Source organism: Streptomyces sp. NPDC007905 (assembly GCF_042959345.1).
Classification (GTDB): Bacteria; Actinomycetota; Actinomycetes; order Streptomycetales; family Streptomycetaceae; genus Streptomyces.
Genome location: NZ_JBIBKS010000009.1, coordinates 306,036 through 319,137, shown reverse-complemented (window position 1 = coordinate 319,137; position 13,102 = coordinate 306,036). Strand labels below are relative to the sequence as shown.

Annotated in this window: 9 protein-coding genes and 5 tRNA genes; 6 read left to right on the top strand and 8 right to left on the bottom strand. The window is 74.1% G+C overall.

The window, feature by feature from the left end; genetic code table 11:
• Positions 1–5: 5 nt before the first annotated feature.
• Entirely contained in the window at positions 6–827 is an 822-nt protein-coding gene (locus ACFZDC_RS18770; RefSeq protein ID WP_391325067.1) for an aminotransferase class IV, read from the bottom strand.
• Positions 824–1,924 carry a chorismate-binding protein gene (locus tag ACFZDC_RS18765; RefSeq protein WP_391325065.1) on the bottom strand — a complete coding sequence of 367 codons (1,101 nt, stop codon included), beginning with the start codon at positions 1,922–1,924 and terminating at the stop codon, positions 824–826. Before ACFZDC_RS18765 ends, ACFZDC_RS18770 begins: the two co-directional genes overlap by 4 nt.
• Before the next feature lie 177 nt (positions 1,925–2,101).
• Between ACFZDC_RS18765 and ACFZDC_RS18760 the strand changes: the two genes are divergently transcribed.
• From ACFZDC_RS18760 to ACFZDC_RS18740, 5 genes are all read left to right on the top strand, one after another.
• Positions 2,102–2,174: transfer RNA gene (locus tag ACFZDC_RS18760), tRNA-Gly, on the top strand.
• Between the two features lie 38 nt (positions 2,175–2,212).
• A tRNA-Cys gene (locus ACFZDC_RS18755) sits at positions 2,213–2,286 on the top strand.
• 1 nt (position 2,287) lies between these two features.
• Positions 2,288–2,359, top strand: a tRNA-Val gene (locus ACFZDC_RS18750).
• Positions 2,360–2,385: 26 nt separating this feature from the next.
• Positions 2,386–2,457: transfer RNA gene (locus ACFZDC_RS18745), tRNA-Val, on the top strand.
• Between the two features lie 54 nt (positions 2,458–2,511).
• Positions 2,512–2,583: transfer RNA gene (locus tag ACFZDC_RS18740), tRNA-Val, on the top strand.
• A gap of 53 nt (positions 2,584–2,636) precedes the next feature.
• Here ACFZDC_RS18740 and ACFZDC_RS18735 read toward each other — a convergent pair.
• The 3 genes from ACFZDC_RS18735 to ACFZDC_RS18725 all read right to left on the bottom strand — a co-directional run bounded on the left by ACFZDC_RS18735 (position 2,637) and on the right by ACFZDC_RS18725 (position 4,569).
• The gene (locus ACFZDC_RS18735; RefSeq protein ID WP_391325064.1) at positions 2,637–2,948 is read right to left on the bottom strand and encodes a zf-TFIIB domain-containing protein; all 312 of its coding nucleotides are present in this window, start codon (positions 2,946–2,948) and stop codon (positions 2,637–2,639) included.
• Positions 2,949–3,028: 80 nt separating this feature from the next.
• Positions 3,029–3,985, bottom strand: coding sequence for a phosphotransferase (locus tag ACFZDC_RS18730; protein ID WP_391325062.1), 957 nt, complete (start codon positions 3,983–3,985; stop codon positions 3,029–3,031).
• Between the two features lie 407 nt (positions 3,986–4,392).
• Positions 4,393–4,569: a hypothetical protein gene (locus ACFZDC_RS18725; RefSeq protein WP_391325060.1), complete on the bottom strand. Its 177-nt coding sequence runs from the start codon at positions 4,567–4,569 to the stop codon at positions 4,393–4,395.
• Between the two features lie 604 nt (positions 4,570–5,173).
• On the opposite strand from ACFZDC_RS18725, the gene ACFZDC_RS18720 reads away from it, so the two are divergent.
• On the top strand, positions 5,174–6,562 hold the full coding sequence (locus tag ACFZDC_RS18720; protein WP_391325058.1) for a protein kinase: 1,389 nt from the start codon (positions 5,174–5,176) through the stop codon (positions 6,560–6,562).
• A gap of 16 nt (positions 6,563–6,578) precedes the next feature.
• Here ACFZDC_RS18720 and ACFZDC_RS18715 read toward each other — a convergent pair whose 3' ends face one another.
• From ACFZDC_RS18715 to cobT, 3 genes are all read right to left on the bottom strand, one after another.
• Positions 6,579–7,397, bottom strand: a complete 819-nt coding sequence (locus ACFZDC_RS18715; RefSeq protein ID WP_391325056.1) for a TrmH family RNA methyltransferase — start codon at positions 7,395–7,397, stop codon at positions 6,579–6,581.
• A 74-nt stretch (positions 7,398–7,471) separates the two neighbouring features.
• The gene (cobA, locus tag ACFZDC_RS18710) at positions 7,472–8,704 is read right to left on the bottom strand and encodes a uroporphyrinogen-III C-methyltransferase (protein ID WP_391325054.1); all 1,233 of its coding nucleotides are present in this window, start codon (positions 8,702–8,704) and stop codon (positions 7,472–7,474) included.
• 138 nt (positions 8,705–8,842) lie between these two features.
• Positions 8,843–13,060 (bottom strand): nicotinate-nucleotide--dimethylbenzimidazole phosphoribosyltransferase, encoded by a 4,218-nt coding sequence (gene cobT, locus ACFZDC_RS18705; RefSeq protein WP_391325052.1) that lies wholly within the window; start codon positions 13,058–13,060, stop codon positions 8,843–8,845.
• Positions 13,061–13,102 lie beyond the last annotated feature (42 nt).

The window sequence follows — 13,102 nt, the reverse complement described above, 5'->3', positions numbered from 1 at the left end:
TTCTGTCAGGGGTCCAGGTCCCGGCCGGAGTGCTCGTCGAAGATCCGCATCGCCTTGGCGGTCACCGGGCCGGGTGCCGCGGGAAGTTCCCTCTCGTCGATCCGGTGCACGGCCTGGACGTCCCGCAGGGTGGAGGTGAGGAAGACCTCCTCGGCCCGCTCCAGGACGTCGAGCGGCAGGTCGGTCTCCCTGGCGCCGGTCCATTCCACGGTCAGGGCCCGGGTGATGCCGGGGAGGCAGCCGGAGGAGACCGGCGGGGTGTGGATCTCGCCGTCCAGGACGACGAAGACGTTGGACCCGGTGCCCTCGCAGAGCCGGCCGACCGTGTTGCCGAACAGGGCCTCGGAGGCGCGGTGTTGGTGAGCGCGGGCGAGGGCGACGACGTTCTCGGCGTACGAGGTGGTCTTCAGGCCGGTGAGGGCGCCGCGCTCGTTGCGGGTCCAGGGGACGGTGATCACGGCGGTGACGTCGGGACGGCGTGCGGTCTCGCCGAGGGCGACCACCAGGGTCGGGCCGTGGTCGCCGCGGTCGGAGCCGAGGGGGCCGTGGCCGCCGGTGTAGGTGATGCGCAGCCGGCCCAGCGGCATCGGGTTGGCCTCCAGGACCGCCGTACAGGCGCGGCGCACCTCGTCGTGGTCGGGGTCGGGCAGGCCGAGGCCCCGGGCCGAGCGGGTCAACCTGTCCAGGTGGCGGGTGAGCGCGAAGGGCTTCCCGTCGACCGCCTTGACCGTCTCGAAGACGCCGTCTCCGACGGTCAGGCCGTGGTCGAAGACGGAGACACGGGCGGACTCGATGTCCTGCAGCCCGCCGTCCAGCCAGATCCTCATGTGAGCGCCCCTTCGTCCGTTCCCGCCCCGCCCGCCCGGTCTTCCTGGTACATCCCCGACGCTACCGCGAGCAGCCGGGACGCCTTCAGGTCGGTCTCCCGCCACTCCCCCTGGGGATCGGATCCCCAGGTGATGCCGGCGCCGGTGCCGAAGCGCAGCATCGCCGTGCCGGGGGAGGGCCGGTCGATCCAGAAGGTACGGATGCCCACGGCCAGCTCCCCGACGCCCCGGTCGGCGTCGACCCAGCCGATGCCGCCGCAGTAGGGGCCGCGCGGCGCGGTCTCCAGGGCCTCGATGATCCTGAGGGCGCTCGACTTGGGGGCGCCGGTGACCGAGCCGGGCGGGAAGGCCGCGGCGAGCAGGTCCGGCCAGCCGGCGTCCTCACGCAGCTCGCCGCGGACGGTGGAGACCAGGTGGACCAGACCGGGGTGCTTCTCCACGGCGCACAGGTCGGGCACCGTCACGCTGCCGGTGGCGCAGACGCGCCCGATGTCGTTGCGGACCAGGTCCACGATCATCACGTTCTCGGCGTAGTCCTTCTCCAGGAGGTCCGCCTCGGTGCGGCCGGTGCCCTTGATGGGGCCCGACTCGACCGTACGGCCGGCCCGGCGCAGGAACAGCTCGGGCGAGGCGGTGGCGATCTCCACGCCGTGCTCCGGCAGACGGATCGTGCCCGCGTAGGGCGCCGGGTTGCCGCGGGCCAGCTCGGCGGTCAGCGCGTCCACGTCGGCGTCGGGGGCCACCGGCGCGCTGAGCACCCGGCAGAGGTTGGCCTGGTAGACCTCGCCGGCCGCGATGTGCTCGCGTATCCGGCCGACGGCGGCGGTGTACGCGGCGCGGTCCAGGGAAGAGGTCCAGTCCCCGACGGCCGGGCCCTGCCAGCCGCCCGGCACCGGGGCGGGCACCGACTCCTCCCGTACGTCCGCGAAGCGGGCGCAGGTCAGCCGGCCCTCGAAGTCCGCGCAGACGGCCCAGAAGCCGGCGGAGTCCAGGGCGGCGGGATCGCTGGTGACGTCGAGGAGGCCGGTGGCGAGTCGGTCGCCGAAGCGGGCGAGGGGAGGGAGCCCGGAAGGGCGCCGAGGAGGGTGGTGGAGCACGGGTCGAGTCTAGGACGGGTGTCCGAAAGGCGGCCCGGGCATGTCCCGCCGCGGGCGCCGACCACGTCGTCCGGTGGGTGCAGCGCAGCACGCTGCGCAAACGCGTTTTTGTGCTGGCCCAGGAATCCGCTAGAGTTCAACACGTCGCCGGGACGTGGAAGCGGACCGAAACGACAGGCGGACGTAGCTCAGTTGGTAGAGCGCAACCTTGCCAAGGTTGAGGTCGCGAGTTCGAGCCTCGTTGTCCGCTCGAAGGAAGAAGGGGTCTTCCCGGTCCCCTACACTCCTGGTGGAGTGGCCGAGAGGCGAGGCAACGGCCTGCAAAGCCGTCTACACGGGTTCAAATCCCGTCTCCACCTCCAAGGACGATTAGCTCAGCGGGAGAGCGCTTCCCTGACACGGAAGAGGTCACTGGTTCAATCCCAGTATCGTCCACTGGATCTTCTCGAAGATCCCTACCCGCGCGATTAGCTCAGCGGGAGAGCGCTTCCCTGACACGGAAGAGGTCACTGGTTCAATCCCAGTATCGCGCACGCAGTGCCCATGATCCGCTCTGTGGAGTGACGTCCGAGTGATCGTGGTCCCGAGGACGATTAGCTCAGCGGGAGAGCGCTTCCCTGACACGGAAGAGGTCACTGGTTCAATCCCAGTATCGTCCACACACCGAAGAAGCCCCCGGCCGTCTCGTACGGCCGGGGGCTTCTTCGTTCGCTCAGCTGGAGAAGAGCATGTGGCCGAAGCTCTTGGGGCGGTGGTGGCCACCGTGGCCGCCGTGGCCGCCGTAGTGACCCCCCTGGTGGCCGCCGCCGTGCGGGGCGCCCCAGGCGGGGGCGGACGGCGCGGGGTACGCCTGCGGGGCCGACGGGGGCGGGGGCGCCGGCTGGGACCACTGGGACTCCAGGCGGGTCAGCGCCTCCAGCTCGCCGTAGTCGAGAAAGATGCCGCGGCAGCCGCTGCACTGCTCGATCTGAACGCCGTTGCGGTTGTAGGTGTGCATCGGCGCATGGCACTTCGGACACTGCATGGTCGGCTCAACTCCTCGCCGGTCGGTCCTGCTTCGTGTTTCCCCAGGACAGACTCCGTCCGGCCCCGGTCGGTTGCAGCCTATGCCGGGAATCCGTGCGTCAACTGGTGCGGGACGGGAGTCATTCGGGCACAGGCGTCCACCAGGGCCTGGTCCACCTCGTCCAGCGGGCGGTCCGCCGCGAGCGCCTTGGTGATCGCGCGGGCCGCGGTCTGCACGGTGAGGGTGCGGGCCGGGACGTCCAGGGCGGCCCAGGGGTCGCCGTCCGCGGGTACGGCGGGGCCGCCGGCCTCACGGTACGCGGTCAGGAAGCGGGTCCACTCGTCGGGCGGGAGCAGCCCGCAGGCGTACCAGGCGGCGGGGCGGGCGAGGTCCCAGGCCGGGACGCCGAGGCCGAGGTCGTCCACGTCGATCAGCCGCCAGGGGCCGCCGGGTGCGGGGTGGCGGACGAGCTGGCCGAGGTGCAGGTCGCCGTGGCAGAGGACCGGGGTTCCTGGCATGGGGGCCTCGGCGCGGGCCCAGGCGGGCAGGCCGTGCCAGGCCTGGAGGACAGGGGGTGCGGCGGGGTGGGGAGCGCTGCCCACGGCCGTCCGCAGGCGGCGGACGGCGTGGGCGGCTTTCCCGGGGCCGCGCATCGGGGGCAGGGGAACGGGAGGGGCCGTCCGGTGAAGCCGTGCGAGGAGGGTGGCGGCGGCTTCCCAGGGAGCGGCGTCCGGATCGTCCGGGTCCACGGGGGCGCCGTACGGCCAGAAGGTCACCAGGCGGTCGTGCAGGGCGACGGGGTCGCTGGTGAGCGGCGCGAGGAGGACGTCCGGGAGCCGGTCTGCCATGGCGAGGCGGAGAGCCAGCTCGGCGGGGTCGGTGTCCGGCGCGTGGGCCTTCGCGACGGTGCCGGCATGCCGGACGACGGTGGCGTCGGGGCGCACGGCGAGGGGGGTGGTGGCGCAGGTGCAGGGGGCTTCGCCGGTTTGGGGGTGGGCGGCGGCCGTGAGCGTCGCGGTGAGGGCAGGCAGGAGCGCGGGGGTGTCTGGGGTCACGGGGGCCTCGAGAAGGTGGGCTGTGCGGTGAGGGTACTGGTAGCCGGCCGAGGGAGGCTTCGCCTGCCCGCGCTTGCGGGGTGCCGCTGCGCCCGCCCGCGCCGCCCCAGCGGCACGACTGCCCGCACCACGTGGGCACGACGGCCCACCGCTGCGGCGAGTGCTGAGGCTCTGTGGCCGACGGTGGCGCTACTCCTCAGGGGCGCGGGGAACTGCGCGACCGGCCAAGGGCCGGCCGCGGTCGGCGATGGTGCTGCCGGCCGGCGTGGGGGGGACCGGAAACGGCGATGCCGGCGCAGCTCCCCAGCTGCGCCGGCATGTGTGCCGTCCGCCGCACCCCCGTCCCCACGGGGTTTCATGGATGGATGTCCCCGCCCGGACCGCTCTTCCGGGCCTGGGGTCGCCGCTCAGCGCCCCAACATCGCACCCACGGACGACGCCTGTGTGGCCACCGTCTCCCAGCCGTCGAAGACGAGGAGGAGCAGGGCCGCGAGGGGAAGGGCCATGAGCGTCGCCACCAAGGGGTGGCGGCGGGCCGTCCGGCGGGTGGCGAACACTGTGCGCCGCGGTGCCGTGTGGGCCATGGTCCCTCTCCTGACCGTTTCGGTTGTCGTTCGCAGCGGCGGGTGCCTGACCTCGGGGGACGAGTGTTGCACCCGCCGCTTGACCTCAAATCTAGGGGCGCGGCGCCCGGCGGACGTCATGCCCTCGTACCGAATCCCGGGCCTCCCGGAGGATGAGCCATGACCTGTGGAGTACTCCCCTGGGTGGAGAAGCGGTCCCGGATCTCGGGGTCTTCCCGGAGGGGTCGCCCGCTGTGTCCCGTCATGTCCGGACCGGTCCGGCGGGGCGGTTCGAGTGACTTCGATCACTTCGACCGGATCCGGGGGAGGGGTGACGTCCGCGCCGCGGACGGCTCTGGGCGGCGTACGCCCGTCCACCGGTGGGCCCCTCCGGGCGGTGGCGGGCCCCCACTCATGGTCACCGGCCTCGGCTTCAACCTCCGTGACACACATGTGCGTTGGAGTGCCGGGCGTCCCAAGGGCTCCGCAGACAGTGGCTTCCTGACCGTGTTTCACCTCGCGCGCCCGCCACGCACAATCCATCCGCCCGAGAGGGCGCGGCCTCTGCGCGCGGGCGGCCGTGGAAACGTAAGCTGTGCCACGTCACAGGGACCGGGCAGCGGGGATGAACATGGCGATGATGCGCCTGAGGCGCGAGGACCCGCGCGTCGTCGGCTCGTTCAGGCTTCACCGACGGCTCGGCGCGGGCGGGATGGGCGTGGTCTACCTCGGCTCCGACAAGAAGGGGCAGCGGGTCGCGCTGAAGGTGATCCGGCCCGATCTGGCGGAGGACCAGGAGTTCCGGTCGCGGTTCGCCCGTGAGGTCTCGGCGGCCCGGCGCATCAGGGGCGGGTGCACGGCCCGGCTGGTGGCGGCGGATCTGGAGGCGGAGCGGCCCTGGTTCGCGACGCAGTACGTACCCGGGCCCTCGCTGCACGACAAGGTCGCCGACGAGGGCCCGCTCGGCGCGGCCGAGGCGGCGGCGATCGGCGCGGCGCTGTCCGAGGGGCTCGTCGCCGTGCACGAGGCCGGCGTCGTCCACCGGGACCTGAAGCCCTCCAACATCCTGCTGTCCCCCAAGGGGCCACGGATCATCGACTTCGGCATCGCCTGGGCCACCGGCGCCTCCACGCTCACCCATGTCGGCACCGCGGTCGGCTCCCCCGGCTTCCTCGCTCCCGAGCAGGTACGCGGCGCGGCGGTCACCCCGGCGACGGACGTCTTCTCGCTGGGCGCCACCCTGGCCTACGCCTCGACCGGCGACTCACCCTTCGGGCAGGGCAGTTCGGAGGTGATGCTGTACCGCGTGGTGCACGAGGAGCCGCAGCTGCACGGCGTACCGGACGCCCTGGCCCCGCTCGTACGGGCCTGTCTGGCCAAGGACCCCGAGGACCGGCCCAGCACGCTCCAACTGGCGCTGCGGCTCAAGGAGATCGCCGCCCGCGAGGCACAGGGCCCGACCGACGTACGACCGCCCGCGCCGCGCGCCGCGGAAACCGACCGGCCCACCGGACGACTCGTGGACACCTATCCCGAGCAGCAGCGCACCCAGCGGCGGACCGCCCCCGGCACCCCGGTGCCGCGCGGTGGCACACCCGCCCGGGGTGGTGCGCCCGCGCGGGGCGGCAGCAACCCGCGCGGGGGCGTCACCTCCCGGTCGGGCGCGGCCCGCCCCACCCCGGTCCCGCGTGTCGGCGGCCCCCGCTCGGGAAGCGGGAGCCGGTCCGCTCCGCGCAGCGGTACCGGGCGTCCGGCGCCGCGTGCGACGGGGACCGGGCGGCGGCCCGCCAATCCCCGGCTGCTGCGCCAGCGGCTTTTCGTGTTCGTGGTGGTGACGCTGCTGGTGGCGCTGGGCATCGCGGTGGCGCAGGGCTGTCAGGGTCCGGCGCGCGGGCTCGGCGGCGGCGACGGCCGGCCTCAGCAGCACGCGGCGACGGGCTTCGGGCCACTGGACGACGGGAAGCCGATGCCGCGGCGGTACGAGTCGGTCCTCACCTCCGGCTCAGGGACGTGACGCTCCCGATTCCGGCTCAGGCCCCCGGCCGTCCCGTCGCCACCGCGTAGAACGCCACCGCGGCCGCCGCGCCCACGTTGAGGGAGTCCACGCCGTGGGACATGGGGATGCGCACCCATTCGTCGGCGGCGACCAGGGCCTGCGTGGACAGGCCGTCCCCCTCGGCGCCGAGCATCAGGGCCACCCGGTCCATCCTGTGGGGAGCGGCCTCGTCCAGGGGCGCGGCCTTCTCGTCCGGGGTGAGCGCGAGCAGGGTGAAACCCGCCTCGCGGACCGACTCCAAACCCTTGGGCCAGGTCTCCAGACGGGCGTAGGGCACGGAGAACACCGCACCCATGGAGACCTTGACGCTACGGCGGTACAGCGGGTCGGCGCAGTCGGGCGACAGCAGTACCGCGTCCATGCCGAGGGCGGCCGCTGAGCGGAAGATCGCGCCGATGTTGGTGTGGTCGTTGACCGACTCCATGACCACCACCCGGCGGGCGGAGCGGAGCAGTTCCGCCGCCGTCGGCAGCGGCTTGCGCTGCATGGAGGCGAGGGCGCCCCGGTGTACGTGGTAGCCGGTGACCTGCTCGGCGAGTTCCGGGCTGACGGCGTACACGGGGGCCGGGAGTTCGTCGATGACGTCGCGCATGACGTCGATCCACTTGGCCGAGAGCAGCATGGAGCGCATCTCGTATCCGGCTTCCTTGGCCCTTCTGATGACCTTCTCGCCCTCGGCGATGAACAGGCCCTCGGCCGGCTCGCGCTTGCGGCGCAGTTCGACGTCGGTCAGGCCCGTGTAGTCGCGCAGGCGCGGGTCGTCGGGATCCTCAACGGTGATGAGATCGGCCACAGGGTGATACTGCCTTGTCCTGGGTGTGCTGCCAACGGCTCGGAACGGGTTGTGTTACCCCGGGTTACGCGTGATCAAGCCACAGGCCCCGGACCGGCGTTCACGACCTCGCCGATGACGATGACCGCCGGGGGCTTCACGTCCTCGGCGCGTACGGTCTCGGCGACCGTGGCGAGGGTCGCGTCCACGCGGCGCTGCGCGGCCGTCGTGCCCTCCTGGACGAGGGCGACGGGGGTCTCGGGCGACTTGCCGTGCGCGACGAGCGTCTCGGCGATCTTCCCGATCTTGTCGACGCCCATGAGGATCACGAGCGTGCCGGTGAGCTTGGCGAGCGACGGCCAGTCGACCAGGGAGCGCTCGTCGTCGGGAGCGACATGGCCGCTGACCACGGTGAACTCATGGGCGACACCGCGGTGGGTGACCGGAATGCCGGCCGCGCCCGGCACCGAGATCGAGCTGGAGATGCCGGGGACGACCGTGCAGGGGATGCCGGCCTCGGCGAGCGCCTGGACCTCCTCCATGCCCCGGCCGAAGACGAACGGGTCGCCTCCCTTGAGCCGTACGACGGACTTGCCCTGCTTGGCGTGCTCGACCAGCGCGTTGTTGATGGCCTCCTGGGCCATGAAACGGCCGTACGGGATCTTCGCGGCGTCGATGACCTCGACGTGCGGCGGGAGTTCGGCGAGCAGGTCGCGTGGGCCGAGCCGGTCGGCGATGACGACGTCCGCCTCGGCGAGGAGGCGGCGGCCGCGGACCGTGATCAGGTCGGGGTCGCCGGGGCCGCCGCCGACCAGCGACACGCCGGGGGTGCGGGTGCGGTGGTGCGGGGCGACCAGGGTGCCGTCGCGCAGGCCCTCGACCACCGCGTCGCGGATGGCGGCCGTGTGGCGCGGGTCGCGGCCGCGGGCGTCCGTGGTGAGGACGGCGACGGTGACGCCTTCGCTGTGACCGGTCGCCGGGGTCCAGGCCGTCGCCCGGTCGGCGTCGTCGGAGCGGACGCACCAGACGCGGTGGCGCTCCGCTTCGGCGGAGGCCTGCGCGTTGGCTTCGGGGTCGCTGGTGGCGATGAGGGCGTACCAGGCCTCGGCGAGGTCGCCTTCGGCGTAGGCGCGCCGCTCCCAGCGGATTTCCCCCGCGTCCGCCATGGCCTCCACCGAGGGGGTCGCTTCCGGGGAGACGAGCACGATGTCCGCCCCGGCGGCGATGAGCGCCGGAAGACGCCTCTGGGCCACCTGACCGCCGCCGAGGACGACCACGCGGCGGCCGGAAAGGCGGAGGCCTACGGGATAGGCGGGGTGTTCGGCCATGAGGTACGGCTCCTCGTGCAGCTGTGAGGTGGGCGCCCTGCAACTCCGGAGCGGCCCTGACGTGCGGATTTTATGCCGTGAGCAGGGCAGACGGCACAGGTGGTCCGGCAGCTGAACACCGGACCACTTCCGCGCCCGCTACTTCTCGGTGACTCCCGCCGAATCGAACGTCGCCACCTCGTGCATCGCCCGGGCCGTGCTCTGGACCAGGGGCAGGGCCAGCAGGGCGCCCGTGCCCTCGCCGAGGCGGAGGTCGAGGTCGACCAGGGGGCGCAGACCCAGCCTGTTCAGGGCTGCCACGTGGCCGGGCTCGGCGCTGCGGTGCCCGGCGATGCAGGCCGCGAGGACCTCGGGGGCGATCGCACGGGCGACGAGAGCCGCGGCGCCGGCGCTGACGCCGTCCAGGATCACCGGCGTACGCAGCGAGGCACCGCCGAGGAGCAGGCCGACCATGGCGGCGTGCTCGAAGCCGCCGATGGCCGCGAGGACACCGATCGGGTCGGCCGGGTCCGGCTGGTGGAAGTCCAGGGCGCGGCGGACGACCTCGGTCTTGCGGGCCAGCGTCTCGTCGTTGATGCCGGTGCCCCGGCCGGTGACCTCGGTGGGGTCGGCCCCCGTGAAGACGGAGATGAGCGCGGCGGACGCCGTCGTGTTGGCGATGCCCATCTCACCGGTGAGCAGCGCCTTGTTGCCGGCCGCCACCAGGTCTCGGGCGGTCTCGATGCCGACCTCGATGGCCGCCTTGGCCTCCTCGCGGGTCATCGCGGGGCCGGTGGTCATGTCGGACGTGCCGCCGCGGATCTTGCGGGGCAGCAGGCCCGGCGTGGCCGGCAGGTCGGCGGCGACACCGACGTCCACGACGCACACCTCGGCGCCGACCTGGGTGGCGAAGGCGTTGCAGACCGCTCCCCCGCCCAGGAAGTTGGCCACCATCTGAGCGGTGACCTCCTGCGGCCAGGGGGTGACGCCCTGGGCGTGCACGCCGTGGTCGCCGGCGAAGATGGCGACGGCCGCGGGCTCCGGGATCGGCGGCGGGCACTGCCGGGACAGCCCGGACAGCTGCGCGGAGATGATCTCGAGCATGCCGAGCGCGCCGGCCGGCTTGGTCATGCGCTTCTGGCGCTCCCAGGCCTCGCCGAGGGCCTTGGCGTCCAGCGGGCGGATCTGTGCGACGGTCTCGGCAAGCAGGTCGTGGGGTTCCTCTCCGGGCAGGGCGCGGCGGCCGTAGGTCTCCTCGTGCACCACCCAGGACAGCGGGCGCCGCTTGGACCAGCCGGCCTGCATCAGCTCGGGCTCGTCCGGGAATTCGTCGACGTACCCGACGCACAGGTAGGCGATGACCTCCAGGTGCTCGGGCAGGCCGAGGGCGCGGACCATCTCGCGCTCGTCGAAGAAGCTGACCCAGCCGACGCCGAGGCCCTCGGCGCGGGCGGCGAGCCAGAGGTTCTCCACGGCGAGCGCGGCGGAGTACGGCGCCATCTGCGGCTGGGTGTACCGGCCGAGGGTGTGGCGGCCTCCGCGGGTCGGATCGGCGGTGACGACGATGTTCACCGGGGTGTCGAGGATGGCCTCGATCTTCAGTTCCTTGAACTGCTTCGCCCGGCCCTTGGGAAGCGACTTCGCGTACGCCTCGCGCTGGCGCATGGCCAGTTCGTGCATGGTACGGCGGGTGTCGGCGGACCGGATCACGACGAAGTCCCAGGGCTGCGAGTGGCCCACGGAGGGCGCCGTGTGGGCCGCCTCCAGCACGCGCAGCAGCACCTCGTGCGGGATCGGGTCGCTGCGGAAGCCGTTGCGGATGTCGCGCCGCTCGCGCATCACCTTCAGGACGGCCTCGCGCTCGGCGTCGTCGTAGGCGGGAGCGGCCGGTCCGGTGGACTGTTCTGCCTCTTCCACAGCGGCCGTGCTCTCTTCCTGGTCGGCGGCCCTGGTCTCCAGGTCCTCCGCCTGCTGTACGACGTCGGGGGCGTACTCGTCCGCCGGTGCGGCCGGTACGGCAGCGGGCTCGGCCTCGCGGGGCGCGGGGACCGTGGCCACGGGCTCCTGCAGCTCCTGGGCGGGCAGGACGAGGGGCTGCGGCGGGGTCGGGGCCAGGTGGGGGGTGGTCGGCACCTGGCCGTCGACCGGCACGAACTGCCCGAGCGGCTGCTCGGGGTGCGCCTGCAGCGGAACGCCGGAGGGCAGGGGGTCGGTGGCGGCGGCCGGTCGCGGGCTCTCCGCGGCCGGGCCTGCCTCGGCGGCCGGCTCGGACGGCGGCACAGCCTCGTCGGCGCCCGCGGCGGGAGCGGCCTCGGTGGGCTGGAGCTGCGGGCCGGAGGGCACGGCGGCCACGGCGGTGACCGGGGCCGGCGGCCCGGCGGCAGCGGCCTGGTCGGCGGCATCCTGCGACTGCTGCTCGCCGGTCGCGGCTTCGCCGTCGTGCGGAACGGGCCCGGCGAGCTGCGGGCCCTGGGCCTGCGAAAGGGCGGGCTCGGTCGCCGTGGGAAGGCCGTCGGCGAGCGGGGCCTGTACGGCGTCCTGGGCCGAGCCGACCGCTTCGGGGGTCGCCTCGGCCGCTTCGGGCCCGTACGCCGGCATCGGCTCGGCAGCGGGGACGGGCTCGGGCGCCTGCGCGGGGTCGGTGGCGGGCGGGACCTGGGCCGCGGCGTGGGCGGCGGTTTCGGGGGCGTCGGCGGGCATGGCCTCGGCGGTGCCCTGGGCGGCCGCGTGGGCCTGTACCGGGGCGCCCTCGGCGGCTTGGGCCACGCCTTGAGCGGCGACAGCGGGGTCGGCGACGCCCTGGACACCGGCGTCGGCAGCCTCGGCCTGCACCGGAACGGAGACAGCGGGGTCGGCCATGCCCCGGACACCGGCGTCGGCAGCCTCGGCCTGCACCGGAACGGAGACAGCGGGGTCGGCCATGCCCCGGACACCGGCGTCGGCGGCCTCGGCCTGCACCGGAACGGAGACAGCGGGGTCGGCCATGCCCTGAGCCGCGGCGTCGGCAGCCTCGGCCTGCACCGGAACGGAGACAGCGGGGTCGGCCATGCCCTGAGCCGCGGCGTCGGCAGCCTCGGCCTGCACCGGAACGGCGACAGCGGGGTCGGCGACAGCCGCAGGTACCTCTGCCTGCGGGGCCTCGGTGCTCTGCGCGCCCTCAACAGGCGGTACGGGCTCAGCGGGCTCTACCGGCTCAGCGGGCTCGGGCGGCTGGACGGCCTGCGCGACCTGCGCCGCTTCCGGCGCCTGGACCGGAGCACCCGGTTCCACCGCGTCCGCCACCCGCCCGGTCTCGTCCCCTGCCGTGACCTCGGCGGGCTGGACGGTCCCTGCGGCCTCTGCGGCCTCCGCCGCGGGTACCACCGCGTCGGCCTGCGGGGCGGCCTCAGTCACGGCCGGCACTTCGGCCACCACCCAACCGTCGGCAGCGCCCCCGCCATCGGCGGCGGCCACGGCTCCGGCGGCAACCGCGCCCTCGGGCCCGGGCCCGGGCACGTCCATGGCCGGCTGCGCGCTCGGCACGCCCTGCCCGGGCCCGACCGGAGCCCCGGCCGCATCCTGGGCGGCCTCGGGCGCCTGGCCCGCGTCGCCCCGAGCGACGTACACCCCGTCGTGGCCGTGTGCGGGCTGCACACCGTCGTGACCGTGCACGACCTGCGCCTGGCCCGCGGCCTGGACCTCCTCGACCGCTACCTGCGCGGCCGCCTGGGTGGCGAGTCGGGCCATGGCGGCCCGGGCGGCGTCGGACGCGTCGGCGGCGGGCTGGGTGACTCCGGCCGGACCAACCGTTTCGGCAGCCGGCGCCTCCGCGCCGGCCTGGGCCACGGCGGCGGGCGCCGCGCCCCAGGGAGCCGCGTTCTGCGGGGCCATGTCGCGCAGCGGCTGGACGTCGAGGTACTCGGGGCCGACCGTGGCCGGACCCGGCTGCCGTACCGGCGCTCCAGCGGGGCCGCGGTCGGCGAGGGAACGGACCGGGCTCGCGGAGGCGTCGGGGATCGGCGGGCCGAGGTGCAGCGGCCGGCGCGGCGGCTGGGGTGCCGGAGCCGGCTCGTGCGGGGCCGAGAGGATGGGCGACGGCGGCACGGAGGCCGGCGCCGGGTTCGGCAGCCGGACGCCGCCGAGGTCGACGGAACCGCTGTCCCGGCCGGCCGTCGCGTGCGGGTCCGGTTCGTGGACGGCCTCGACGATCGGTTCCGGGGCCGGGGGCGGCACTTCGTTGCCCCACGCACCCTGGGCACCCGGCAGCAGCAGGTCTTCGTCCTCGGCGGGTGCCTCGGAGAGGTAGGTGTACGCGCCGTGCGCGGGGACGCCCGGCTGTTCCACCATGCCTGCGCTCTCCGGCTGCCCCTCGCCCGGGACCTGGCCGGTGTCGGTCATGCGTACCCCTCGCCCATCGGTTAGTGCTTCTACGACCAGCTC

What these genes read in the sequence shown, in the direction of transcription:
- ACFZDC_RS18725 (WP_391325060.1), bottom strand. Translation starts at nt 4,569, where the DNA reads ATGGCCCACACGGCACCGCGGCGCACAGTGTTCGCCACCCGCCGGACG.
- cobA (WP_391325054.1), bottom strand. Translation starts at nt 8,704, where the DNA reads ATGGCCGAACACCCCGCCTATCCCGTAGGCCTCCGCCTTTCCGGCCGC.
- ACFZDC_RS18720 (WP_391325058.1), top strand. Translation starts at nt 5,174, where the DNA reads ATGAACATGGCGATGATGCGCCTGAGGCGCGAGGACCCGCGCGTCGTC.
- ACFZDC_RS18735 (WP_391325064.1), bottom strand. Translation starts at nt 2,948, where the DNA reads ATGCAGTGTCCGAAGTGCCATGCGCCGATGCACACCTACAACCGCAAC.
- cobT (WP_391325052.1), bottom strand. Translation starts at nt 13,060, where the DNA reads ATGACCGACACCGGCCAGGTCCCGGGCGAGGGGCAGCCGGAGAGCGCA.
- ACFZDC_RS18770 (WP_391325067.1), bottom strand. Translation starts at nt 827, where the DNA reads ATGAGGATCTGGCTGGACGGCGGGCTGCAGGACATCGAGTCCGCCCGT.